Here is a 24,985-nt window from a genome sequence, read left to right as displayed (position 1 = left end):
GGAAGGTTAGGAAGGCGATTTAATCCGTTTTATCGAAAGACCGACAAAGAGCACCAACAAGATAAAAGGCGCGAACCAAAGCAAAGCATTCGATGACCGAAACGATGGCTTATAAAGCACAAACTCACCATACCTAGCCGTCATAAAATCAATCACTTGTTGCTGACTCTGACCTTGGTTAATTTTCTCAAAGACGATTAAACGTAAGTCTTTCGCAATCGGTGAGTTCGACTCGATGAGATTTTGATTTTGACACTGTGGGCAACGAAGCGTTTTGGCCAGCTCGATGGCGGTTTTCTGCAACTCGGGTGACTGGAACTCAAACAGCTCAACTTGGGCGTTTTGCTCAGACGTAGCAGGCACAAACAGATCTGACGATGCCAACACGCTCGCCGACAAGACGAGCCACAACAGAAGAGATTTCGCCGCAAAGTTGAACATTGTATTCACCTTAGCTTTCCCATTGATCAAAATAGCGGGCAAAATGTTTGTTCCATACTCTTTCGTTTAACACGCCAAGATGCTTATAAACGATTTCACCCTGCTTAGTGACTAGGTACGTTTCCGGAGTGCCCACAACACCGAGATCTAACGCCAGCTTTCCTTTGGGATCGAACATGATGTCTGTGTACGGGTTACCGAGATGACCGAGGTAATTTTGCGCCCCTGAACGCTGATCACGATAGTTTAAGCCAATGATGGGTACGCCTGATTGTTCGAGTTGATTGAGGTAAGCATGCTCTTGTTTGCAAACACCGCACCAAGACGCCCAGACGTTGACGAGTTGGTAATCATGACTAAACAACTGCATGCTTTGCATGGGTGAATCGTTATCTAATAGCTCAATGGTCATCGCAGGAAAAGCACGTACCACCGGATTCGATTTAGGCCCAAATGTTTGCGAATTAAGCCCCGCAATCAAAAAGCCAATAAACCCCATCAGGCCTATGACAAATAGGGTAATTTTACGTTTGCTTGATAGCGCCATGAATGACTCCCCGTCTCAGTTTCAACAGCCAAGGTAGCATAACACTCACCAATGCGCCCAACATCGCCACTAATGCTCCGCACCAGATCCAACTAATGTAAGCTTTGTATTGAATTTTGACCGCATAAGAGTGGGCATCCACCTTACTGCCAAGGGTCACGTAGTAATCTCCATGCCAAAACGGACGAATGGCTGGTTCGCTCATATTCATCACTCGAACGGGGTAATGTCGACGCTCAGGACGCAACACAAACTCTGAGGTTGGCGTAGCAAAGTAAATCACTGCGGTTTCAGCCGTATAGTTGGGCCCAATCGACCATTGAGTTTCAAGGTAGTCCACTTGCCACTCACCAAACTGAGCGGTGCTTCCTGCCGACATTTTATGGTTCACTTCAAATGAGTGCTCACTGTTCATCACAGCGCCGATACAACTGATCGCAAGTCCAATGTGAGCAAGGATCATAAACGTCAGCTTGGCCTGCCTTACCGCCAACATCATGTGACTGACCAACACCCACGCACTTAACCCCCATACCAACGCCACGGTATAAGAGAGCTGTTCGACTTGCAGTGCATAAAGCAACCCTCCAATACCCGCACAGCCGATAAACAATGCCCCAATTTGGGGTAATGAATAGTAAGCGCCACGATGCCATTTCATTAGTGGCACACAGCCCATCCCGACAAGCGCCAATAAAGTCAGCGGCAAAAACAACGTATTAAAATAAGGCGCCCCAACCGAGATCGAACCAAGCCCGATAAGCTCATAAACCATTGGGTAAAATGTGCCGAGAAAAACGGTAAAACTGGCAATAACGAATAGCACCACTGCCATGACTGACAAATAGCTACGGCCGTTAACCGCTTGAATAGGCGAACTTTGAATCGACTCTCCACGTTCAAAAAGTAGCGCAAATGAACCCATTAAGGTGGCGGCTAAGATGCCGAGCAGCGCTACCCCTTTGCTTGGGTCAACCGCAAAGGCATGCACTGATGTCAAAACCCCAGAGCGCACAATGAAAGTTCCCAGAATACTTAAGCTGAACGTGACCAATGCCAGCGCTAATGTGGTGCGGTTTTGTTGTTGGTGACGTTTAGTCGCGAGCATTGAGTGCAGTAAGGCCGTCCCTGTTAACCAAGGAAGCAAAGAGGCATTTTCAACAGGATCCCAGAACCACCAGCCTCCCCACCCTAATTCATTGTATGCCCACCATGAACCGACCAAGATTCCCATGGTTAAAAACAGCCACGCTGAAATCACCCACGGTGTCGCCAGTTGCACCCAATTGTTCATATAGTTGGGCTGCATTAAGGCTGCTAAGGCAAACGCCAGCACTGTAGAGAATCCGATATAGCCGAGGTAAAGCAGCGGCGGGTGAAAAATCAGGCCAATGTCTTGAAGCATCGGATTTAAGTCTCGTCCTTGCTCTAACCAAACCGAGGAGTAAACAAAAGGATTAGAGGCAAGTAAGGTGAACCAACTAAACGCCGCGACAAACAGTGTCATGACCCACAACACATCATTTAAGTAACGCTTACTGGTATGAGAAATAAAGCTAATGCACGCTGACCATAGCGCAAGCGTGAAGACCCAAAACAACATCGAGCCTTCATGGCCGCCCCATACCGCTGCCATTTTGTAGAACAAAGGCAAAGCAGAGTTGGAATGAGAAGAGACATAATGAAACTGAAATTGATCGGCTATAAATAAGTAGCCAAGAATAGTAAGGCTCAACAGTGCTAATACACCGTTAAGCCTAGCAACTAAGCATAAGGAGAGTGTTGAATCACCGCCGCGCCACTTTTGCCACCCGTACCAAGCAGAGCTTAGTGAGCTCGATACCGCAATCCAAATTAACGCAAAATGACCAAACTCTCCTACCATGATTACACTACCGTCATCTGCCCTGCGTACAAGATAAAGGTACGCAGCATCAGCACACCAACCAAGCTTAATGTGGTAACGATGAAGATATACCCGCCATTATGGCGCGTTGCTTTAGGCGTTACAGCATTGAGCGTCAGCGGTAGCAACATACCGATCAATACCACACCGAACCAGAACCAATTCGACCAGAACCCGCCACCAATCGCATTCCAAGCCGCCACTTCGTTCTGACCGCCACTGAATATGAGCCCAGTAAAGAAGGTGACTAGGACAAACAGTTCGAACATCACAACTGGGCGCTCAAAGCCGTGGACCCAAGAAACACTTGGACTTGTCGCAGGCTCTTTAAACACCAAGATACCGAACATTAAACACGCTGCGGCACCGGATGAAAGGCTAGAGAACAAGAACAAAATCGGCAATACCGGGTTATTCAGCATTGGGTAAGTTTTTAATGCGGAAAGTAGGAAGCCCGTATAGGCGGCTAACACAATCGCAAGGAAACCTAAAAACAGTTCAATGCCATTGGTGGCCTTGCCTGATTTAATCAAGATTCCATCAACCAGATCGAGCAACTTCGTTGGCAATTTACCTTCACAAAAGCGGATGATTTGATGACGGAATAGAATCCCAATCCAGATAAACAGCACAATCATGTAAACCTGGAATAGGATGACACCCATCGACATTACTGAGCTCGGGTTGTAGAAAATCATAATCTTCCAAAACGACAACGGTTTGGTTAAGTGGAAGATAAGAATTGTTAAACCCGAAATGATGCCAAACGGGGCCAGCCATGCCATCGCTTTCATGATGCCATTATTTGCTGGATCCCCTTCAATCACTTTTCGCTTCAGGTAGAGCGAGATCATCACCGCCCCCGCCGACATACCCGCTAAAAACAGGTAAATAGCGATAATCCAATCCCACACCAGAGAGTCAAAGTGGAATGCACTTTCAAAACCATTCATTATGATATCTCCCCTTTCTGATGAGGTACTTTGTACAGCTTAGGCTTAGTCCTTAAGTGCACTTTATCTCGGTAAACCACTTCACTATTCAGCACCTGATTAATTTCACTGTTCGGATCGTTGAGATCGCCGAAGATCAGCGCCTTAGTTGGACAAGATTCAACACACGCCGGCAATTTGCCTTGTGCTAGGTTGGTGTCACGGCAGAAGTTACATTTATCCGCTGAGTGATCTTCTGGATTGAAGAAACGCACTTGATACGGGCACGCCGCTAAACAGTAGCCGCAGCCAACACACTTATCTTTATGCACATCGATAATGCCGGTTTTCTCATCCTTATATGCTGCGCCTGTTGGGCAGACATAGACACAAGGAGGGTTTTCACAATGCTGACAAGATTTGCGCGTAAAACGGTAATCAACATCTGGGAACTCACCTTGTGGCTCACTGCGAATAATCTCAAGGCGAGAGACACCCTCTGGCACCTTGTTCACTTCACGACACGCCTCAGTACAAGCAGTACAACCAATACAAGCGGTTTCATCGTGGATCATGCCGTAGAGCTTGTTACCATCGTGCTCAACATTGGCCAAAGATTTACGACTATTCAAAACCGCAGTGCCTGCAACGCCAGTAGCAAAGATAAGCGCGCCCGAGCCAGCTAAGAAGTTTCGTCTAGAACAGCTCATACTACTTCTCCTTTTTCAGCTGATTAAAGTCAGAGTGACAATCGACACATAGCTTGATGCGTTCTTTGCGCTCAAGACCTAACACCTTGGTTTTGCTTGCGTGAACATCATGACAATTTGAACAAGTGAGATTCTTGGCGTGGACATCGTGCGTCCAGCTGTCATCACGCAGATACTTTGGCTGGTGACAGTCAGTACACTGACTATTGGCCTTTAAGATCGCTTCAGGATCAAGAAAGACTTTCTCGGTTCCCGGCTGAGACTGCGCGCTAGAGTATTTGGTCACAACGGGTGCACCTTCACGGTGGTCAGGGCCGATATTATTGTGACACTCGGTACAGTTGACTTCGCGGCCAAGAATTTTGTGCGCGTCTTCACCATGAGACTCTTGGAGGGTTTGTTTAGAATCCTTATGACATTGGATACATTTATAATCCTTGTCACGGATAAGCGTGACCTCATGACGTGCTGACTTTTCTTCAGACTGCACAGTTGAAGTGTCGGCAACGGCATGAAGAGAATAACCATAGAGGCAAAATGCTAGAAGTGACTTTAGCATTATGACTATGGCCAACTTTATATTGCCCATATTATCCTTTCCTTATTCCCGTACCTGTTATTGCGCAAACAATAATTCGATATACGGATAAAAATTAAAGCCCTTTGATTGTTCTAAATAGACATAGAAAGAACACATCAAATGAGATCAATTCTTATTTTGGAAAAGCCACAACGCTATTCATTAATATAGTACTCCTACCACTCTTTAGGGGTAGCCACAACTGCTCAAAATTCGATCTCAATCACCTTAAATAAAAAATGGTTAATGTACTAAACCATTGATGATAATAAGTTTCATTTTATCTCCAACAAAACTCAACCTAACCCTTTAGGGGTATATAAACTTCAATTTGAACTGGATCACTAGGTAAAATTGATCTTAAACAATGAACATTTATTAACCGGTTATTTCAATTGTTTCTTTTTATTACAATATATATCAGTTTCTCCAGTTCTTAGTTTGGAATATAGCCAGTTCACAACGCTGCTTATAAAAACAGAATACGGAGATAGCACTGTGAATAAATTGCGTTGGATACCGAAATCCGCTGCAGCATTAGCGATTGTGGCCAGCTCATTATTGAGCTTCACAAGCGTTGCTGCATCCGAAAATAAAGCTCTCATTGATCCTCGTAACGATGCGTACGAGCAGCAACACCCAGATCAATACCACTCATGGAAAGCCACCTCAGAAAGTGAACATCTCGAAGACGCCTTAGCAGAAGATCCAAACATGGTGATTCTATGGGCGGGTTATGGCTTTGCAAAAGACTACAACAAAGCCCGTGGCCACTTTTACGCGGTCGATGACGTAAGACAAACACTACGTACCGGCGCACCACAAGATGAAACCTCTGGCCCGATGCCGATGGCTTGTTGGAGCTGTAAAAGCCCTGACGTAGGTCGAATCATTGATGAACGTGGTGAAGATGGTTACTTTGAAGGCAAATGGGCACGCCTTGGCGAACAAGTGGTCAACCCCATTGGCTGTGCTGACTGCCACGATACCCGTAGTGAAGGGTTCAAGAATGGTGAACCAGCACTTGCATTAGCGAAACCGTATGTCGAGCGCGCATTCGAAGCGATTGATAAACCTTTTGAACAGCAGTCTCGCCTCGATCAACAAGCCTCAGTGTGTGGTCAGTGTCACGTTGAGTACTACTTCGTTAAATCAGAGAAAAACGCGGTTAAATTCCCTTGGGATAGAGGGACTACCGTTGACGATATGGAAGAGTACTACGATGCACTTGGCTTTAAAGACTGGACACACAAAGTATCCAAAGCGCCGATGCTAAAAGCGCAACACCCAGGCTATGAGACATGGCGTGATGGTATTCACGGCAAAAACAAAGTCGCTTGTGTGGATTGCCATATGCCAAAAGTGACCAAAGAAGACGGGACAGTTTATACCGACCATAAAGTGGGTAACCCATTCGACCGTTTCGAAGACACCTGTGCAAGCTGCCACACTCAATCTAAAGAGCAGATGCAAGAGATCGTTTCGACTCGTAAAGCGCAAGTGCTCAACATGAAGCTGACGGCTGAGAAACAAATTGTCGCTGCGCACTTTGAAGCAGGTGCTGCTTGGGATGCAGGCGCTACCGAAACTGAAATGAAAGATATCCTGCAAGATATTCGTCATGCACAGTGGCGCTGGGACTATGCGATTGCCTCTCACGGGGTTCACATGCATGCACCAGAAGTGGCGTTAGAAGTGCTTGGTACAGCGGTTGACCGCGCAGCCGATGCTCGAACTAAGCTAGTGCGTCTACTGGCGAAAAAAGGCATTACCGATCCTGTAGAGTTGCCTGATATCTCGACTAAAGCGGCTGCGCAGCAAGCACTTGGTATGGACATGGAAAAAATGAACGCTGACAAAGAAAACTTCTTGAAGACGGTCGTTCCTGATTGGGATAAAGCAGCCGAGGAGCGCGAGTCTCAATACTAACTCCCCCGCCCTTCTCCCACATATTAAAAACCCAAAAAACCGGCGAAGTTCGCCGGTTTTTCTCTTTAACTACTGTCTAATTTCAGTAATAAGAATAGTATTTAATTCATCAAAGCTTTCGCTTGGTTTAATGAGCGAATAACAGATTCTCGGTCTAATTCTGAATGATTGGAATCAAGCATCAGTGTCCATGTCTCGACAGCTTCTTGATAGCGGAAACTAATAAAGTGGTCACTGGCAATGAGCGCTAACGCGGTTAAGTTTTTAGGCTCAAGGGCTAAGGCTTGACTAAGTAAGCTACGCACTTCATCGGTCATTCTTTGCTTTTTGACGTAATAGAGTGCCGTCGCTTTGGCTGCTAATTGACTGGCAGAAGGCGCATCACTCAGACGCGCCGCATAATCAAAACAGGTTAGCGCAGATGCGAATTCTTGATTGTTTAAGTAGCCATGGCCTAGTTGAAACCATAACTCTGCTTGGTTGGGATCTTGCTTTAGTTGTTGTTGAATTGAGTCCATCCACTCAGAATGAGTTTGAGCTAACGTATCGTCCATGTTTGGCTGAGGTTGCTCCCCTTGTAACCAAAAGTACAAAGGAACCGACAAAGCAAAACTGGCGAGCAAAATACGTTTCATTCAAAGACTCATGATTTTGTACAGTATCTGGGAATTATATCGTGATAGGATAAAACTATCTTTGATCTCGCAAGACCTATCACAATGAAAAATAAAGTCGTTCCCTCTCAAGAAACCCAATCAGAAGCGATGAAAATAGCCAAAGCGACTCAAAAGCCAGGCCAAACCAAAGAGCAAACTAAATTGGTAGCTCAAGGTATTGAAAAAGGTATCGCTCAATATAAAAAGCAGCAGAAAGAACGTTCACGACAAGCCGACAAAGCAAAGAAAAAAGCGCAAAAAACCAAGCAAACTTCTCAATCGATTGAGACAGAAACTGCAGCCGAAGTGACGACTCCGACATCAGAAAATAAGAGTACACTGTTACCTTGGGCTTTACTCATCATCAGCTGGATAGGATTTATTGCTTATGTTAGCCAGAATTAGTCTGCTTATCGGCGCACTGTTTTTAGTCGGTTGTTCGACGCCAGTCACTCAAATGGCCCCTAGCGCTGAATCGGTCCATTTAAGAATTGATGGCTCTTTCAATGCCGACAGCTGTCAATGGTTAGGTGAAGTGACGGGCAGTGAAGGACATTGGTACAGCTACTTGTTTTTCCCTAACGATGTCCTGATCCGAGGCGCACTCAATGACATCAAAAATCAAGCTAGTCAGTTAGGTGCAAATACCGTGTATATGGTTAACCCACAAGACTTTGTTACCTCCTTTACTCTGATGGGCAACGCCTACGTTTGTCCTTGAACTGATCCTATACACGCAGAAACTAAAAAACCTAGTGTCTCCACTAGGTTTTTATTTAAGCCTTAAAGCCTAAGCTTGCTGCTATATCTGTACGTCGGTCTATTACCCACTGACTGTCGAATGGTCCCCAATCCGAAAGCTGATAATAGCCGTCATTGTGCCGTCGTCCATCTTGGACAAACATAAGTTCGATGCCAATCCCCGGAAGGGCTTTAATCACATCTTGAATCGTACGGCGTGGCCAGCCTGTTTGCTCGACCAGTTTCGGGACATTTGGGCGCTCTAAGTTTTCAACCAATAATGCAAGATACAAGCGCCTCGCAAAAACAGGACTCAACTCCATTGATACCTCCTATAAATTTCTAAGGTCATTATTTCTGTTTTGCCCTGCTATGTGTTGCGTTTGATCAAAAACTCTACGATCGTCATCGCTTGATACACATTTTTTTTGCCCAATGAAATATATCCATCACACTTTTGTCTCTGTGATCACTTCCTGATAGGATGCTGAAATAACAAAAAAGTCACTTCAAAGGTTTTACAATGACAATCACTATGTACGGCATTCCTAACTGCGACACGATCAAAAAAGCCAAGAAATGGCTTGAAGCAGAAGGTGTTGAATACAGCTTTCATGACTACCGCAAGCAAGGTGTCGACAAAGCGATGGTAGAACTGTTTTGTCAGCAACTGGGCTGGGAAAACGTGCTAAACAAACGTGGCACGACATACCGCCAGCTTACGCAAGAACAAAAAGATTCATTGAACGAAACAAATGCAATCGAGCTGCTTGTAGAACAGCCTGCAATGATTAAGCGCCCTATTCTCGTTTCTGGTGACAGCTACCACCTAGGATTTAAAGCTGACCAGTACGCCGCAATTTTCTCATAATTTTTTCGAAAGGATTTCAAGGATGACAGACAGCCCAACTCTGGCTCTCGCAAAAGATTTAATTAGCCGCCAATCGGTAACGCCTGAAGATGCAGGTTGCCAAGACGTAATGATTGAACGCTTAAAGGCGCTTGGTTTTGAAATTGAAGTGATGGTGTTTGAAGACACGACTAACTTCTGGGCTCGCCGTGGCAACGAAGCGCCTCTGTTTGCCTTCGCCGGTCATACCGACGTTGTGCCAGCCGGTAAACTCGAGCAATGGGACACCCCACCATTTGAACCAACCATTAAAGATGGTTTCTTACACGGTCGCGGCGCAGCTGATATGAAAGGATCGCTGGCCAGTATGATGGTTGCGGTTGAGCAGTTCATTGCTGAAAACCCTAACCACAAAGGTTCGATTGGTTTCTTGATTACCTCTGATGAAGAGGGCCCATTCATCAACGGTACAGTTCGAGTGGTAGAAGCGCTAATGGCGCGCGGTGAAAACATCGACATGTGTATTGTTGGTGAACCTTCAAGTACAGAGATTGTGGGCGATGTGGTTAAAAACGGCCGTCGCGGGTCCATTACCGGTGATTTAACCGTTAAGGGCATTCAAGGTCATGTGGCTTACCCTCACCTTGCAAGAAACCCGGTTCACCAATCTCTCATGGCTATTCATGAATTGGCAACGACGGAATGGGACCAAGGTAATGCTTACTTCCCGCCAACTAGCTTCCAAATTCCAAACGTTCATGCCGGCACCGGTGCGTCAAACGTGATCCCAGGTGAGTTCAACGTTCAGTTTAACCTGCGTTTCAGCACAGAGCTGAACAATGATGCCATCGTGTCACGAGTGACCGAGACCCTCGACAAGCACGACCTTGATTACGATCTGAAATGGACGTTCAATGGCGACCCGTTCTTAACCGACACTGGTGCTTTGCTAGATGCGGTTGTTGATGCGGTGGATAAGGTTAATCAGACCAAACCAGCGCTACTGACAACAGGCGGAACCTCTGATGGTCGCTTTATCGCACGTATGGGCGGTCAGGTTGTTGAGCTTGGCCCTGTAAACGCAACCATTCACAAAGTGAACGAGTGCGTTAAGGTTGACGACCTTGAGAAGCTAACCGACATGTACCAGAAAACGTTAGAGAACCTTCTTGCGTGAAAATGACGCCAGAGCAGTTAACCGGTAAAGTATCCACCCACTTGGTGGATACTTTCATTGGTCAAAAATCTTTCCTGATTCACCATCAAGTGGTGCAAGATTTACTTGCCCTCAAACATGCTGCAGACCAAGCGGGTTTCACCTTTAATATCGCCAGCGGATTTCGTGATTTCGAACGACAAATGATGATCTGGAATCGAAAGATGTCGGGACAAACCGCCATTTTAGATAGCAATAGCCAACCACTCGACACGTCATTATTGTCCGAAAAAGAAAAAGTCTTAGCTATTTTGCGTTGGTCAGCGTTACCTGGTGGCAGTCGACACCACTGGGGTTGTGACTTTGATGTATTTGATAGGCATGCGCTACCAGCAGATAGCACATTACAACTTGAACCGTGGGAATATTTGACTGGCCACCAGCAGGCCTTCTACCTATGGTTAAAAGACAATTTAGCTGACTTTGGTTTCTTTTTCCCTTACCAACAAGATAAGGGCGGAGTCGCTCCTGAGCCTTGGCACATTAGCCACAAACAAACGGCAGCCCTGTGTTTAGAGCAACTGACACTGTCTACATTGCAACAGCAGCTAGAATCTAGCTCGCTAATTGGTCAAGAAGTAGTGTTAGACAGCCTAGAAACCATCTACAATCGCTATATCACCAATATTTCGCTGTAGGCCAAACTATGGAATTTCTCACTAACCCTTGGGTTATTATTGTCATCGTGTTGAGCGTGATCATCGGCAACATTGCGGCATTAAAATACACCGCAAAAATGAAATTTGGCCCTATGACCCAAAAGCCAGATGAAACGGCAGCGGATAAAAAAGAGCCAGAATCTGAGAGCGATAAACACTCTCAGTAAATAGCACCAATCACTGCGATTGCACTACGTCATATAAAAGCGATTTTTTCCTAAACGCTTGGCGACGTACATATTGCTGTCCGCCTGAGCAATTTTGTCATCTAAGGTGGTGGTGTCTATCGCGGGCCAAAAGCTAATACCAATACTCGCCGTTACATTGCAGTGACTCTCATTGATAACAATCGGTCTGGCTAGAGTTTCAATAAGACGTTGAGCAATTGCCTCACATTGGCCCGAGCTTCTAACACCAATCAAGAACTCATCTCCCGCAATACGAGCCACCATATCTTGCTTTGAAATAGAGCCAATCAAACGCTTAGCAACGACACGCAGCAGCTCATCACCCACCCCATGACCAAATTGGTCATTGACCGCTTTAAAACCGTCGAGATCCAAAAAGAGAATAAATTGAGATTCCCCTTTACGATGACGACTTTTTAGAGTTCTTAACGCCTTGGATCGGTTAGCTAACCCCGTCAATGGATCATGGCTTGCCTCAAAGCTTAAACGTTTTAGCTCCATCCCGATGCTCTGATCCGTTAAGCTCACGACAAACGCTTCCACTTTTCCATCTGGACTTTTCAACGCTCGAACTTTCAACTCATAAGGCGTCCAGCCCTTTTTCTGATGTCGAGCATCGACTTGGCAAACCAATTGGCCATTCTTCAGCAGCTCTTTCTGTCGTTGTGGATCAAACAATGATGCCGCTTTCACTGGCAAATCAGCAACCGTTGCCAGCGCCCCAAACCAGTTTTGTGCAGTTGAGTTTTGAGTTTCAATCCGCAGGCTTCGATCCAGTACCAACAACGCATCTTGGTTTTGCTCAAACATCAAATCCAACAAGACACGGCGCTTTTCCGCTAACTTATGCTCAGTAATATCGTGAAACTGTATCAGAGATTGCGTGGTTTCCTGCATAGGATGACAACTGACACGATAACGCTTGTCCCCTTGCTGAGTCTTGAGCTCAATGGAGGACAGTGACTCATGATGCTCAATCGCGTCCATAATGGATTCAACCGCCGCTTTAGGCTCAAAGCGCTTTTCCAGCACTTCTCGCGTTGCCTTACTGCGATCATCATTAAACACTTCCCTGACTGCCAATGGGTTGCAGTAGTTCACCAAGTTACCGGGCGACGCTACCATCACACCACGTTTCATCACGTCCAATGCACCGTGAATATATCGGTGTTTTTGCTCTACTCGACTCAAGGCTCGCTGTAAATCACGTTCACGCTCGACCAAGCTTGCCATCATGTCGTTAAAACAGACCGTGAGCTTGCCCACTTCATCGTCATTCAGGATAGAGAGTTGACTCTTGGTTAAACCATTGGCGATCATCTGTTCCATTGAGCGATGTAAACTGGTTAATGGCTTAACAATCACGCTATGCAGTATGCGAGCCATCCCCCACGATAAGAAAGAGATAAACAACGTCAGAACCACCAGCAACAAGAACAGCCTTTGCTCTTGGCGTTCTAATGATTCCAATGATTCCCACACAACCAATTTACCGAGCTGATCACCCGCCATCGTGATATCGGTTTCCGCCGTGTTGTAGGTAATGCCGCTACAATGAACTTGTTGCTCATGCCAGTAACAGCTTTGGGGTAGCTGATGTATTTCTGCAATGGTATCCCCTGTGCTGTTCACCACTTTGGCGGCCATAATCACAGGGTCGAAAGTTAGATTAACCAACTGCTGTTTGGCTGTTATCGAGTCGTCAAACATCAAGGCTGCTTGTAAGGTTGTCGCTACCCCTTGAGACAATATCTGGATACGAGTGTCTTGCGCATCTCGCTGGGAAATCACCAAGAGATGAATAGCAGGCACACCAATCACAGCCACGATCAGCATCACCATGAACCAAGTTGGTAAGATCATCTTGTATCGCAGAGGGAGTTGGGCAAATCGAACGAGTGTCATACCTCCCCTCCATTATATAGCTCAGAGACTTCTAGCAGCTGAGATCGCAGCCTCACACCAGTCTGACGAACGTTCGCTCGTGCAATCAACGGGCGAATGCGATTTCGTACTTTGATAAATGCAATCATGCCGCCACTGGCAATAAAATCGACGCCATCTCCAACCAGTAACGCATGAGGGTACTGCTGTTTTAACTGTACGATTTGGCCCACGTTCGCTTGCTCAACAAACAAAATGTGGCAAGTCTCGGCAGAATGTCCTGAAAGCAACAAATGAAAACGGGCAAGGTCAGATTTGCTTTCAACGATCGATTGCAGTCGTTTAGTCACCTCCGAGTTAGAGGTGACACAATATTCGATGTACTCAGAGTTGATGCCCGTTCCACTCCAATCGGCCAACAACGCAAATCGGAACAGATATACGGCTTTCAAATCTTCATCTACCTTTGACCACGCCAATGGCGGCAGTAAACATAACCCGATAGCAAGAATGAAATGCTTAAGGTATAGCGACTTACTGTGCATCACCAATCAACCGCTCCGTAGTTCCACTCCATGGTTAGCCAATATTGCGTGCCATTGTTAAATGGGCGCAGTGAGTCTGGGTACTCTGTCTTTTGATCCGCACCTAAGTTTTCCACACTGCCAGTAAGTCGAGGCATGCAATCCGCTGCTTGCCAACTTAGGGAAGCATCCACACTAAAAACTTGTGGCCAAATGTAACTAGGATCGTCGATAAAGTCGGGATGTAGCTTAGATTTAGACACATATTGCATCGTCGTACTGGCCCACCACTGCGGCGAGATGTCCCACATGACCTGCGCATTGATAAAGTGGTTCGGTTGGTTTTCGAGTTGGCGTTTTACCGCGTCATTATTTCCGCAGATATCACCTTGGCAATGTCCAACAATGCGTTTATAGCTGTAGTTGGCGTTAATTTGGACGTCTGTCGTTGGCTGCCATTTAAGCGCAATTTCCCCGCCCATGGTTTCTGACCAAAGCGGATCAATGTATTGAGAGGTATAACGCTCAATGTAGGTCCCAATCGTACCCGGTGATGATTGTCCATAGATTGTCCAACCTTCAGCTCCGACTCTTTTCAGTGCTCGAATATTGTCATGAATGCTGTAAAAGCCACTAAGGCTTAGCTGGAATAGATTACTGTCCCACAGGCGATAGCCTAACTCGTAGGTTTCAACCGTTTCGATATCTAAGTTTTCGTTGCCTTGGTACAAGTAGCTGACTAAGTAGTCATATTGGTTGCCAACACTGTCATACGCGCCAGACTCCACGTAGTAGTTCTCTTGAAACGTTGTCGCTAACTCCAAGCGTGAAGGAGTGACCACTGCACGCCCCCAACCGGCCCACAGTCGTTGGGAATCAGACAGTTGGTAACTCAGCCTAAACTGTGGCTGTTTTTCTACACTATTGGTTAACTTATTGTACTGGAACCGATTTCCGAGCGTCATTAGAGTCTTATCACCCAGCGGAATGTCCCAGTTGGTATAAATGCCATAGCTCTGGTTTAAGAAAGTCGCGTCATCGGTCACTCGCACATAAGGCATCGAATATTGTTCATAGGCGCTGTATTCACCCAACTGTTCATCAATAATTCGTACATTGCCGCCAATGCTCAGTTGCGTGCCCCAAGCATCATTAATCGAATAGTGTGTGTCTAAGTCAATGCGCCAGAAACTCGCGTTGCGGTCGGTCCCATCATGAGAGCTCTGAGTGAACCAAAACTTGTTTTCCCAGCTATCTCCGTTTGAAAAGTCATAGATATGCTGAAGCCCGGCAAAATACTCTTGCATGGTCATTTCAGTCTCATAGCTAGAAGAACTAGGTTGGCCTGGGAAAAGGAAATGAGGTTGGTACGCTCCCCATTGATAATCTTCACGTGAGCGAATTCCACCTGCCTGAACGCTTAAGGTATGCGCCAGTTTTTGATAGTCGAAGCGAGTTCCGAAACGTTCTGTGTAAACATTAAAATCTTGATTCGGTTGAACTCGCACTTCGTCACTGGTCCATGGCATGTGGTCAACAAATTCAAAGTAGCCACTTAAGTTGGCATAGTCTCCTATCGAGGTCGACTCATGAAGTTGATACTCCGAATAGTTGTAGTCACCCTTTTTAACCGTCACTTTGCCGTTTGGCGCGCTCTCGGCATCCTTGGTCAAAATATTCACGACACCATTGACGGCATTGCCCCCCCAAATCGTCCCAACCGGGCCAAGAACAACTTCAATCTGCGCGATGTTATCCATGCTGACTGGAATTAAATCCCAATCAACGCCTGAAAACATAGGGTTAAACACGCTGCGCCCATCAACCATCACCAATAGATTGTTACTTAATGCCTGATTCTGACCACGAGCGGTAATTCCCCAGTCATAATTTGAGTATTTAGCAACATGCAACCCCGGCGCTAATGCTAAGGCATCGGCAACAGAGCGAGCGCCTGAGCGGTTAATTTCTTTGGCGGTGATGACGTAGATAGAGGCAGCAACATCGACAAGACTTTGTGCATTGCGAGTGGCAGAGACAACTTTCGTCTCGGCGAGAGAACAGAAAGGGAGTTCTAGTAAAGATTCAAGGTCATAGTCAGCGTATGTCAAGGAAGGAAGGAAAGAGGTCGACACAGCGATTGCTGATAATGGTAAGCGCATGGAATATTCTCGTTATACGCTGTAAGTTTTTGACAGAACTCCTTTTTTAGTCGTCTCACAGCGAATCTATAATAAATGACGTCGACCATTATATCATTTGCATAATAATCAATCATTTACATAACATGCCAGTTCGATTCTGATTTGTTGTCGTGTCGGAAAATTCCGCTTATTAAACTCAATGTAAGGACAATGCAATTCTCTTGTCTTTGAGCATAAAAAAGCGCCTCTTAAAACAAGAGACGCTTTAACTCACTGCTCGTCGAATTATCGCTACTTAATATGATCCCAAGACATATTCGATACAATTCGGCAATCATCGCATTTGAAGTAGAAGATATCGTGCAATGGCTCATCTAGCAGCCACTCACCACCACACTTCGGACATGTACGTGCTTTTTCATCTTCAAGGCTCTTCCCACCCACACGATACTGATAGTAGTAGGTTGGAATTTTAGTGATGTATTCGATACGGCCACGCAGATCCCAGCCACGCTTGAACAACACGCTGTCGGCATCACAAATCTCATGCAGGGCAGCATGTTCAGCGCGACACCCACCCGCCATTTGGATCTCATCACACGCCTGCCACTCGGTTTGCCACTTAACCACCGCTTTATGGTCACCATTGAGTGTTGCACCATTACGGTAAAGGGGGATTGGCAGTAAGGTTTCGCCTGAGCGTAAAGGTGAACACGTATGGACATAGGTCGTGTACAGCACTTGCCAGCTCGGCGCTTCATCTTCAGCCGCCTCTTCTGAGTTCAAGTCTCGGCCGAGAAGGCGCATTTTTGGTGCCAATAAGCTCGCCTCTGATAAGCGATTTAGGCACACCTTAACGAAATCTGAATGATAGTTCGGATGCAAGCTGTCTTGCTCCGGACACACTACTCGAACAAAAAACTCACCATCACCCATCACGATAGGAAACTCACGCCCTAATACTTGACCGTTATAGCGCAGCGCATCCATCAAGCCATTGATTGCCTTATCGACAGCCGACACCGTAGTGTTATCGAAACACTCAAATTGAAGTTCGACTACATACATGCCGATACCACTGGCTCAAGTTTAGAAAGAAACTCTTCGATGTCGTTCGCGAGCACATCACGTTTATCTGTGCCTAAACGTTCCAGAACGACGTTGCCAGAAAGGTTACAGATCGAAATAACATCTAATTCCGCATCCGTTGCCGCAATAAATACCGTTGGTTTTAGCTTCAATCGACGCTGAGTGACCAAGTGACCTAAGATGTTTTCTTGCAGGCGGGTAAAATCTTCGTCGCTCCATACTTGCAACAGAGTCAACTCATTGCCTTGCCAGGTTGCGTCCATATCCGCGCTGTATTGCGAGCCGTAGAAAGTCTTGATGTCATCATGCAATGTCAGCTCAATGCCATTCTCGACATTGGTAAAATCAGCCGGCTTTTCACGCTCAACTGCTTGCCATTCAACAGCGTCGTCCGTTTTGCTTTCAACACAAGGTGAGACCAGATCCACCAGCTCTTCGCTTTTTGGTAAGTGACCAGAAACATCTAGGTGCGCCTGACGGTATTTTTCACTGAATGAGAGCAACGCTTGTAAAGCATTATCAGCCATTAGATTCTCCAACATGAATATTCGCTTTTGGAAGCGGGATTGCGTAAAATTCTCGTCATTCTAATAGAAAACGAACAAAAGTATGAGCAAATATTCTGATGCGAAAGAGCTTGCTGGCCTAACCCTTGGTCAAAAAACTGAATACGCGAACCAATACGACCCTAGCCTACTTCAACCAGTTCCTCGTAGCCTAAACCGTGATGATCTAAATCTGGGTGATTCACTGCCTTTTGAAGGCTGCGATATCTGGACGCTGTATGAGTTATCTTGGCTGTCTGAAAAAGGCTTGCCGCAAGTGGCCGTGGGTGAAGTCTCCATTCCTGCCACCAGCGCAAACCTTATCGAATCAAAATCTTTTAAGCTGTACTTAAACAGTTTCAACCAAACTCGTTTCGCTAACTGGGACGACGTTGAAAAAACACTGATTAAAGATCTGTCGAACTGCGCGGGCGAAGAAGTGAGTGTAACGGTTCGCTCTGTTGTGGATTACACCGATTCACTCATCGTAACGATGGACGGCGACTGCATCGATGACCAAGACATTGAAATCACCCACTATGATTTTGATCGTACCCTACTTTCTGGTGCTGCAAATGGTGAAGTGGTTGAAGAAAGCGTGCACAGCCACTTGCTTAAATCAAACTGTTTGATCACCAATCAACCAGACTGGGGCAGCGTAGAAATTCAATACTCAGGTAAGCAAATTGATCGTGAAGCCCTGCTGCGTTACATCGTTTCGTTCCGCGAGCACAACGAGTTCCATGAGCAGTGTGTCGAACGTATCTTTACCGATATTATGGAATTCTGTCAGCCAGAATCATTAACGGTTTATGCGCGTTATACTCGCCGAGGTGGTCTCGACATTAACCCGTTCCGTTCTAATGTCACCGCTCAACCAAACCACAATCAACGCATGGCTCGTCAATAGGGATTTACTCAGAATGCTAAAAGTACGCTGGCAACATATTATCGCCACATTGCTGCTCATTGTTTCTTCACCACTGTTGGCAAGTACCATCTATTCATCGGTGGTACTGAATGAAGCAAATAGCCTAGTCGAGGTGGTGCCAAAGCAAGCTAAATTATTGGCGTCTAACTACCTTGCTCAGCGTACTCTTTCTGACAAAACTGAAAAGAGCCCTTCAGCGATATCTCGTGACGAAAGTGACAGTCGCACCCGAACTCCAGGTGGCACCATTGATGCTCTCAAGATTCTTGCCAAAGCCGAATTCAACTTGGGCAGTAAGCAAAGTGCGTTACGTCATCTTGAACACGCTCAAACGATCGCTAAAACCTACAAGCTGCCTTATCTTCAAATCGATCTGAGCTTGCTCGAGATTCGCCTTAAGTGGTTAATGGATGGTGATCAGGCCACGGCCGTGGAGCAAATAAGACAACTTGAAAGCAATTTCACACAAATAGAGAACCCTCAACTGATCGCTCGTGGTTTGAAATACAAAACCACCATGCTCAAAGCCGATATTGCGTCGGCGAGCGGCGAGCTAGAACTGGCCAATCAGCTGTATTCAGAAGCGAAACCGTTTGTTGATAATGCGAAATCAAGCTACACCCTAATCGAATACCACACCACGCTAGGTAAGCATCTGCTGCGCAACAAAAAGTACAACCGAGCTCTGTCTGAACTCTTGATTAGCTATTGGAAAGCGATCGAAAGTGATTCGGCGCGCCAGTTGGCTGAAGTGAACCAAATTCTGGGCCAGTTGTTCTACGAGCGTAAAGTATTAGATAAAGCCAACAATCACTTTTCTCAGGCGGCGGATTTCTACGACAATTATGAAGCCTCACCACTTTTAGCGCCTATTTTGAAGCGTATGGGTGATATTTATTATCGCCAAAACAAATACAATCTAGCGCTGGTCCACTATTTCAACGCGATGGACCATGAACGCATGCAAAACAACATTGAAAGCGTCATCGACATTCGCATCTCTCTGGCTGCAACTTATTTACAGCTCGTCAATTACACATTGGCAGAGCAATACCTCGACCGAGCGAAAGAACTGCTCGAATTTGCCCATATTCCTCGTTTGCAATCCTACGCTTACCTATTAGAAGGTGGTCTAGCGAAACATCAGGCACAGCCAGAGAAAGTCATCGAGAATGCGACCAAAGCACTCGAAATTGCGCAAAAAGAACAGGACCTTCCGACCCAAAAAGCATCTTATCAACTGCTTTACTTTGGCTACGAACTGAGTGGTAATTACAAGCTTGCATTGGAGTATTTGGAATACTACAACTCGTTGGCCACCATTGAGCAGCAAGAACTGGATTTAATCAGTGAAGATGCTTTCCGTCAGCAAAAAGACTTTGTTGAGCAGACTCTGCATTTAACGGGACAAAAAGAAGAACTCGACCAGATTCATAATGAATACCGCAAGTTCCAAAAGATCACGCTAACCTTATTCGTTCTGTGTGCGATGCTGTTTATTTTCTTATTGCGCCGCGGTCACATTATTAATCTACAGAAAAATGAACTTGATACGCTCAACGAAAACCTATTCACTCATTCTCGCTCTGGACTGAGAAACTTGCGCATGCTCAATGCCAAGCTGCCTGCCTCTTTAGAAGAAAGTAGTCACAAGTTTGAAAAGTGGCATGTGGGTGAATTGATCCATGAGCCTTTGAATGATCGCCTACGTTTTGTCATGATCGACATTCCGTTCTTACGCAATATGTACCTACAACACGGTTACCAAGAAGGCCTAAAACTGGAACGAGCTTTCGGTGAGTACATGAAGCAAAAAGTGGAGCACCCTGCGCGTATCTACCACTTTTCGGATGCGAACCTTCTTTATATTGAACCAAACAATGAGCGCAGCACCGATCCTGAATTGTTGTTCAGTAAAGTGCAGCAATGGATTTCAGAGTTCGAGCCAGAGCGCCTTCTGAACCGAGTCGTTCGTATTGGTATGGCGGATTACCCCTTCCTACCAAGAGCTTACACTGCGGTTAATGATAAAGAACTAGTCGACTTGTTGCTTATGTCGACCAGCACTGCACGTACACTCAGTATGAAAGAGCATTCAAGTCAGTGGGTCTACTTAAAGGCGATTGAAAATGCGCCTGCAGCAAGTTTGGCGACGGGTAATATCCGTAAAGCTTGTAAGCATTCAATAAATCAAGGGTTAATAAAAGTACACTCTTCGTTCAAGAATGAGGACAGCATCAAAAAACTCTTAAAAGATGAATAAAAGCTCATCAAACAAACGTACTAAGTCGTGACGCGCTGAAATTATTTGATATTATCTACAGATTGATAAATAGAAGTAGAAATTATCTTTAAGTTTATATTTTCATGGGCGTTCTTGAGCAAGACCTTCAGTCACAGCTGCACAATCTGAAATCTCAATTAGAGCAAGTTCGATTGACACAACGCGATACCTCGTTCAAATTTAAAAGAGAACAGAAGGTACTGCAGCGTCTTGTCACGTCTTTAAGTAGTGCCTATAAAAGCGATAACCCGCGACTACAAGCGGGGCTTATGGAATTAAAACAAGCTATCGAACAGCAACAGGACGTCAGTACTCTCATACCGAAATTCGCGGTATTAGAGCGCTTGTTGAAACAACAAGGCTTGGCTATGGATAAACAAACTGAACATCTCGATACCCAGATAAAGCACAGTGGAGAAACGCTACTGCGCTTAACGGGGCTGCCTGCAAAGATCAAACGTGACTTGCGTGATCTTCTCAGCTATTCCAACGGTTTATCTCACCCTAAGTCTGAACAAGCCCTACGACTACTCGGTCTATACGAACGTTCTGTTAAGATCATTACTTCTAACCCTGACTACAGTGTTAACCAAATCGCTAACAGCTCTGATCGAGAGCTGTTGTTGAGACTCTCTGATGAACTTCAACACCTTATCACTGAGCTCGACTTTGAAGGCGAATCCGGAGAATTGCTGACCGATATTCGCGCCAAGCTGTTAATCGGTGTCAATACTCACACCCTGCTTGAGCTGACGCTTCAGACATTAAAGCTGGTGATAGAAGGTACCAACTTTGAGCGTAAAACCTCTGAACAGTTCCTTGAACAAGTCAATGCCTCTCTTTCATCTTCACTGAAAAGCTCTGCACAAAACGTCCAGCAATCTCAAAGCTATTTTGACCATCGACAAGAGATGAATTCTGAGTTGAGTGAACTGCTTTCTGACACCCAAGCGAAAGTGAATGGGGCTGAAGATCTCACAGAGCTTAAGAGCGAAGTCTCACCTCTGTTTGACCAACTCAACTCACTAACAGAACGTCTGAAACATGCTGAACAACGAGAGCAAGCTCTGTTGGAACGTATGGGCTATGGCAAAACTCAATTGGAAGCGTTGTTTGAAGTCACGCAAGATTACCGTCGCCGCCTTGAAGATCAGGCAGAGCGTATGCTGTTAGATCCATTGACTAAGGTCTATAATCGCGCGGCATTTGGGGATCGACTGGAATTAGAATACCGTCGTTGGATTCGAGCTCAACACTCCTTACGCATCGTGTTACTCGATATTGATGGATTCAAATCCATTAATGACAGTTTCGGCTACACTGCAGGTGACAAAGCACTGAAGATCATTGCTCGCACCATCAAGAAAGAACTACAAGACACGGATACTGTTGCGCGTTTCTCAGGCGAAGAATTCATCTTGTTACTGCCAGAGCAATCTGATAATGATGTTTTCAAACTGATTCAAACCATTCAGAGTCAAGTATCGAAATTGCCATTTAAGTTCCGCGACCGTAATTTGATGATTACGTTATCTGCCGCGTGTACTACCTTTAAAGATTCTGACACTCCAGAAGAAGTGTTAGAACGCTTGAATCTGTGTCTAAATGAAGCCAAAAGCTTGGGGAAAAGCCAGCTCGTTTGGCGCTAACCTCCTCAAGACACCCTCACTTTATCACTCCCTTAATTCGCTAATTTTGTGACTGCCCTTTATATATCAGTCAGTTAGCTTCCTTACTGCTAAAAACCTGCTAAGCTTAATAGACTGTTGCCTCGCTTAAAACGTGAGGTTTGCATAAGGACAATAATAACAACGACTGTTCGCTTGCTCTCAGTAAGCATTTCGTCAAGGAGGTCATTATGATCACACACATCAGTCCAGCCGGTAGTATGGACCTACTCTCTCAACTTGAAGTTGAGCGCCTTAAAAAGACCGCTGCTAGTGATCTGTACCAGCTTTATCGCAACTGTACGCTTGCGGTTCTCAACTCAGGCAGCCACACCGATAATTCCAAAGAACTGCTCGATAAATACAAGTCGTTTGACGTCAACGTGGTTCGTCGTGAACGTGGCATCAAGCTTGAGCTCAATAATGCGCCTGAACATGCTTTTGTGGACGGTGAAATCATTAAAGGGATTCAAGAACACCTCTTTTCAGTGCTGCGAGATATTGTTTACGTCAACATGCACCTTGCCGACAACCAACGCCTAAATCTGACCAACGCTTCCCACATCACTAACCTAGTGTTTGGTATTTTGCGTAATGCCGGTGCTCTTACGCCAGGCATTGAGCCTAACTTAGTCGTATGTTGGGGCGGCCACTCCATTAACGCCATCGAGTACCAATATACGCGTGAAGTGGGTAATGAACTCGGCCTGCGTGAAATGAACATCTGTACCGGTTGTGGCCCGGGGGCAATGGAAGGCCCAATGAAAGGCGCGGCGATCGGTCATGCTAAGCAGCGTTACTATGAGCAGCGCTATCTTGGCCTTACTGAACCGTCTATCATTGCTGCTGAACCGCCAAACCCTATCGTCAATGAATTGGTGATCATGCCGGACATTGAAAAGCGCTTAGAAGCCTTTGTTCGTATGGCCCACGGCATTGTGATCTTCCCGGGGGGTGCCGGAACCGCAGAAGAACTGCTCTACATCCTTGGTATTATGATGCATCCGGATAACACCGAACAACCATTGCCAATTGTGCTGACAGGGCCGAAAGAGAGTGAAGAGTATTTCCGTTCGATTGACCGCTTTATTGGTGACACTTTAGGTGAAGATGCCCAGAAGCATTACCAAATCGTCGTAGACGATCCGGCCAAAGTGGCGAAAATTATGAAACAGAGCATGGCCGATGTGCGTCAGCATCGTAAAGATACCGGCGATGCTTACAGCTTTAACTGGTCACTGAAAATTGAGCCTGAGTTCCAGTTGCCGTTTGACCCGACTCACGACAACATGGCAAGCCTCGACCTGCATCTTAACCAACGCCCTGAAAACTTAGCGGCGGCTCTGCGTCAAGCGTTCTCAGGCATTGTCGCGGGTAATGTTAAAGCGGAAGGGATTCGTGAAATTGAGCGTCACGGGCCATTCGTCCTTGACGGCGACGTCGACCTAATGAAGAAGATGGATAAGCTGCTGCAAGATTTTGTCGAGCAAGACCGTATGAAGCTCCCGGGTGGTACCGCTTACGAGCCTTGTTATCAAATCAAGACCAGTTAGTTTCTGGTAATCTCACACTCATCCGATACAATAAGGGCCTAGTGCCCTTATTTTATTGATTCGTATGTCTATTCATCTTGTTATTATCGATGCGTTAAACCTTATTCGTCGAGTGCATTCCGCACAACCTGACCCGACCGATATAGCAAGAACCATTTCGACCACTTCAAGAACGTTAAATCGCATTCTTTCCGAGTCGCAACCAACTCACATCATTGCCGTGTTTGATCATCACCTTCAAGAACGAGGGTGGCGCGCAGAGATTTGGCCTGACTACAAACAGAACCGTAAGCCTATGCCTGAACCTTTGATGCAAGGGTTAGAGAGCATTCAAGATGCGTGGTGGAAATTAGGCATTGATTCGTTGCTTTCTGACGGTGATGAAGCGGATGACTTAGTCGCAACCTTGGCAATGAAAGTGGCAAGTCACAATGAAAAGGTAACGATTATCTCGACCGATAAGGGCTACTGTCAGCTGCTCTCTCCTACCCTGCAGATTCGAGATTACTTCCAGCACCGCTGGCTAGATGAACCCTTTATTGAAAAAGAGTTTGGCGTAAAGCCGAGTCAACTGTCTGATTATTGGGGCTTAACCGGCATTAGCTCTAGCCAAGTACCCGGTGTGCCTGGCGTTGGACCAAAAGCGGCGAAAGAGATTCTGACGCAGTTCACTGATATTGAACAAGCGTATACTAGCGAAGAGCTGGCACCGAAGTATCGAAAAAAGCTGGATGAGCACATTGAGGCCGCAAGGAAATGTAAGCTGATTGCTGCCTTGAAAACCGATATTGAGCTTGGGTTTAACCTGCAAGATCTGCGCTTTAATGGGCCAAATGAGTAAACACATTTCGGAACAACACGACAGATACAAAAAAGGGTTGGCACTTAGCCAACCCTTTGTTTTATTTAAGTCATCCTCGAGAATGAGGAACGAATGAGTTGAGGGTCTCTCAAAGCAAGTCGAAAAGCTTTAGAGATTCCCTACTCCTTCCTCCGTCAGTCTAGGGAA

Annotated in this window: 25 protein-coding genes; 12 read left to right on the top strand and 13 right to left on the bottom strand. The window is 45.9% G+C overall.

The features are described from left to right. Positions 1-6 precede the first annotated feature (6 nt). The 6 genes from nrfF to nrfB are packed head-to-tail and all read right to left on the bottom strand — an operon-like array spanning position 7 to position 5,125. Positions 7-441 (bottom strand): heme lyase NrfEFG subunit NrfF, encoded by a 435-nt coding sequence (gene nrfF, locus EJ063_RS13285; protein WP_126574760.1) that lies wholly within the window; start codon positions 439-441, stop codon positions 7-9. Between the two features lie 10 nt (positions 442-451). Next, positions 452-988: a DsbE family thiol:disulfide interchange protein gene (locus EJ063_RS13280; protein WP_126574759.1), complete on the bottom strand. Its 537-nt coding sequence runs from the start codon at positions 986-988 to the stop codon at positions 452-454. Then, positions 966-2,873, bottom strand: coding sequence for a heme lyase CcmF/NrfE family subunit (locus tag EJ063_RS13275; RefSeq protein ID WP_126574758.1), 1,908 nt, complete (start codon positions 2,871-2,873; stop codon positions 966-968). Before EJ063_RS13275 ends, EJ063_RS13280 begins: the two co-directional genes overlap by 23 nt. 2 nt (positions 2,874-2,875) lie before the next feature. Further along, positions 2,876-3,847, bottom strand: a complete 972-nt coding sequence (gene nrfD, locus EJ063_RS13270) for a cytochrome c nitrite reductase subunit NrfD (protein ID WP_126574757.1) — start codon at positions 3,845-3,847, stop codon at positions 2,876-2,878. Beyond that, positions 3,847-4,536 carry a cytochrome c nitrite reductase Fe-S protein gene (gene nrfC / locus EJ063_RS13265; RefSeq protein WP_126574756.1) on the bottom strand — a complete coding sequence of 230 codons (690 nt, stop codon included), beginning with the start codon at positions 4,534-4,536 and terminating at the stop codon, positions 3,847-3,849. The genes nrfD and nrfC overlap by 1 nt, the downstream gene beginning before the upstream one ends. Before the next feature lies 1 nt (position 4,537). Next, the gene (gene nrfB, locus EJ063_RS13260) at positions 4,538-5,125 is read right to left on the bottom strand and encodes a cytochrome c nitrite reductase pentaheme subunit (protein ID WP_126574755.1); all 588 of its coding nucleotides are present in this window, start codon (positions 5,123-5,125) and stop codon (positions 4,538-4,540) included. 489 nt (positions 5,126-5,614) lie between these two features. Between nrfB and nrfA the strand changes: the two genes are divergently transcribed. Next, the gene (gene nrfA / locus EJ063_RS13255) at positions 5,615-7,045 is read left to right on the top strand and encodes an ammonia-forming nitrite reductase cytochrome c552 subunit (protein ID WP_126574754.1); all 1,431 of its coding nucleotides are present in this window, start codon (positions 5,615-5,617) and stop codon (positions 7,043-7,045) included. Positions 7,046-7,146: 101 nt separating this feature from the next. On the opposite strand, the gene EJ063_RS13250 is transcribed toward nrfA, so the two are convergent. Next, the gene (locus EJ063_RS13250; protein ID WP_126574753.1) at positions 7,147-7,680 is read right to left on the bottom strand and encodes a TPR domain-containing protein; all 534 of its coding nucleotides are present in this window, start codon (positions 7,678-7,680) and stop codon (positions 7,147-7,149) included. Between the two features lie 84 nt (positions 7,681-7,764). On the opposite strand from EJ063_RS13250, the gene EJ063_RS13245 reads away from it, so the two are divergent. Together EJ063_RS13245 and EJ063_RS13240 are read left to right on the top strand one after the other, a co-directional pair. After that, positions 7,765-8,106, top strand: coding sequence for a DUF2956 domain-containing protein (locus EJ063_RS13245; RefSeq protein ID WP_126574752.1), 342 nt, complete (start codon positions 7,765-7,767; stop codon positions 8,104-8,106). After that, complete coding sequence (locus EJ063_RS13240; protein WP_126574751.1) at positions 8,090-8,422, top strand: DUF4156 domain-containing protein; 333 nt, start codon at positions 8,090-8,092, stop codon at positions 8,420-8,422. Before EJ063_RS13245 ends, EJ063_RS13240 begins: the two co-directional genes overlap by 17 nt. Positions 8,423-8,477: 55 nt before the next feature. Here the strand turns inward: EJ063_RS13240 and EJ063_RS13235 are convergent, their stop codons facing one another. Next, positions 8,478-8,765, bottom strand: a complete 288-nt coding sequence (locus tag EJ063_RS13235) for a winged helix-turn-helix domain-containing protein (RefSeq protein ID WP_126574750.1) — start codon at positions 8,763-8,765, stop codon at positions 8,478-8,480. Positions 8,766-8,965: 200 nt separating this feature from the next. Between EJ063_RS13235 and EJ063_RS13230 the strand changes: the two genes are divergently transcribed. From EJ063_RS13230 to EJ063_RS13215, 4 genes are read left to right on the top strand one after another with little or no spacing between them, the layout of a single operon-like run. Then, positions 8,966-9,313, top strand: coding sequence for an ArsC family reductase (locus EJ063_RS13230; protein ID WP_126574749.1), 348 nt, complete (start codon positions 8,966-8,968; stop codon positions 9,311-9,313). A gap of 22 nt (positions 9,314-9,335) precedes the next feature. Beyond that, entirely contained in the window at positions 9,336-10,469 is a 1,134-nt protein-coding gene (gene dapE, locus EJ063_RS13225; protein WP_126574748.1) for a succinyl-diaminopimelate desuccinylase, read from the top strand. 2 nt (positions 10,470-10,471) lie between these two features. Further along, positions 10,472-11,146, top strand: a complete 675-nt coding sequence (locus tag EJ063_RS13220) for a M15 family metallopeptidase (RefSeq protein ID WP_126574808.1) — start codon at positions 10,472-10,474, stop codon at positions 11,144-11,146. Positions 11,147-11,154: 8 nt separating this feature from the next. After that, a complete protein-coding gene (locus EJ063_RS13215) occupies positions 11,155-11,334 on the top strand; it encodes a DUF2897 family protein (protein WP_126574747.1) in 180 nt (59 codons plus the stop codon). A gap of 24 nt (positions 11,335-11,358) precedes the next feature. Here EJ063_RS13215 and EJ063_RS13210 read toward each other — a convergent pair whose 3' ends face one another. From EJ063_RS13210 to syd, 5 genes are all read right to left on the bottom strand, one after another. Beyond that, positions 11,359-13,260 (bottom strand): diguanylate cyclase domain-containing protein, encoded by a 1,902-nt coding sequence (locus EJ063_RS13210; RefSeq protein ID WP_126574746.1) that lies wholly within the window; start codon positions 13,258-13,260, stop codon positions 11,359-11,361. Then, positions 13,257-13,784 (bottom strand): YfiR family protein, encoded by a 528-nt coding sequence (locus EJ063_RS13205; RefSeq protein WP_244225190.1) that lies wholly within the window; start codon positions 13,782-13,784, stop codon positions 13,257-13,259. The genes EJ063_RS13210 and EJ063_RS13205 overlap by 4 nt, the downstream gene beginning before the upstream one ends. After that, on the bottom strand, positions 13,784-15,925 hold the full coding sequence (locus EJ063_RS13200) for a TonB-dependent receptor plug domain-containing protein (protein ID WP_126574744.1): 2,142 nt from the start codon (positions 15,923-15,925) through the stop codon (positions 13,784-13,786). Before EJ063_RS13200 ends, EJ063_RS13205 begins: the two co-directional genes overlap by 1 nt. A 273-nt stretch (positions 15,926-16,198) precedes the next feature. Then, on the bottom strand, positions 16,199-16,975 hold the full coding sequence (locus tag EJ063_RS13195) for a Zn-ribbon-containing protein (RefSeq protein WP_126574743.1): 777 nt from the start codon (positions 16,973-16,975) through the stop codon (positions 16,199-16,201). Next, the gene (gene syd / locus EJ063_RS13190; protein WP_126574742.1) at positions 16,966-17,523 is read right to left on the bottom strand and encodes a SecY-interacting protein; all 558 of its coding nucleotides are present in this window, start codon (positions 17,521-17,523) and stop codon (positions 16,966-16,968) included. Before syd ends, EJ063_RS13195 begins: the two co-directional genes overlap by 10 nt. An 82-nt stretch (positions 17,524-17,605) precedes the next feature. Between syd and queF the strand changes: the two genes are divergently transcribed. The 5 genes from queF (at position 17,606) to xni (ending at position 24,817) form a co-directional block, all read left to right on the top strand. Then, a complete protein-coding gene (gene queF / locus EJ063_RS13185) occupies positions 17,606-18,451 on the top strand; it encodes an NADPH-dependent 7-cyano-7-deazaguanine reductase QueF (protein WP_126574741.1) in 846 nt (281 codons plus the stop codon). A gap of 13 nt (positions 18,452-18,464) precedes the next feature. Then, positions 18,465-20,735, top strand: a complete 2,271-nt coding sequence (locus tag EJ063_RS13180) for a tetratricopeptide repeat protein (protein WP_126574740.1) — start codon at positions 18,465-18,467, stop codon at positions 20,733-20,735. Between the two features lie 104 nt (positions 20,736-20,839). After that, positions 20,840-22,405 carry a GGDEF domain-containing protein gene (locus EJ063_RS13175; protein WP_126574739.1) on the top strand — a complete coding sequence of 522 codons (1,566 nt, stop codon included), beginning with the start codon at positions 20,840-20,842 and terminating at the stop codon, positions 22,403-22,405. A 209-nt stretch (positions 22,406-22,614) separates the two neighbouring features. Then, complete coding sequence (gene ppnN, locus EJ063_RS13170; RefSeq protein WP_126574738.1) at positions 22,615-23,976, top strand: nucleotide 5'-monophosphate nucleosidase PpnN; 1,362 nt, start codon at positions 22,615-22,617, stop codon at positions 23,974-23,976. Positions 23,977-24,040: 64 nt separating this feature from the next. After that, positions 24,041-24,817 (top strand): flap endonuclease Xni, encoded by a 777-nt coding sequence (xni, locus tag EJ063_RS13165; RefSeq protein WP_126574737.1) that lies wholly within the window; start codon positions 24,041-24,043, stop codon positions 24,815-24,817. Positions 24,818-24,985 lie beyond the last annotated feature (168 nt).

Origin of the sequence: Vibrio aquaticus (genome assembly GCF_003970385.1) — a bacterium.
Classification (GTDB): Bacteria; Pseudomonadota; Gammaproteobacteria; order Enterobacterales; family Vibrionaceae; genus Vibrio; species Vibrio aquaticus.
The sequence above is the reverse complement of the archived record's forward strand: the minus strand, read 5'-3'. Positions and strand labels throughout refer to the sequence as shown.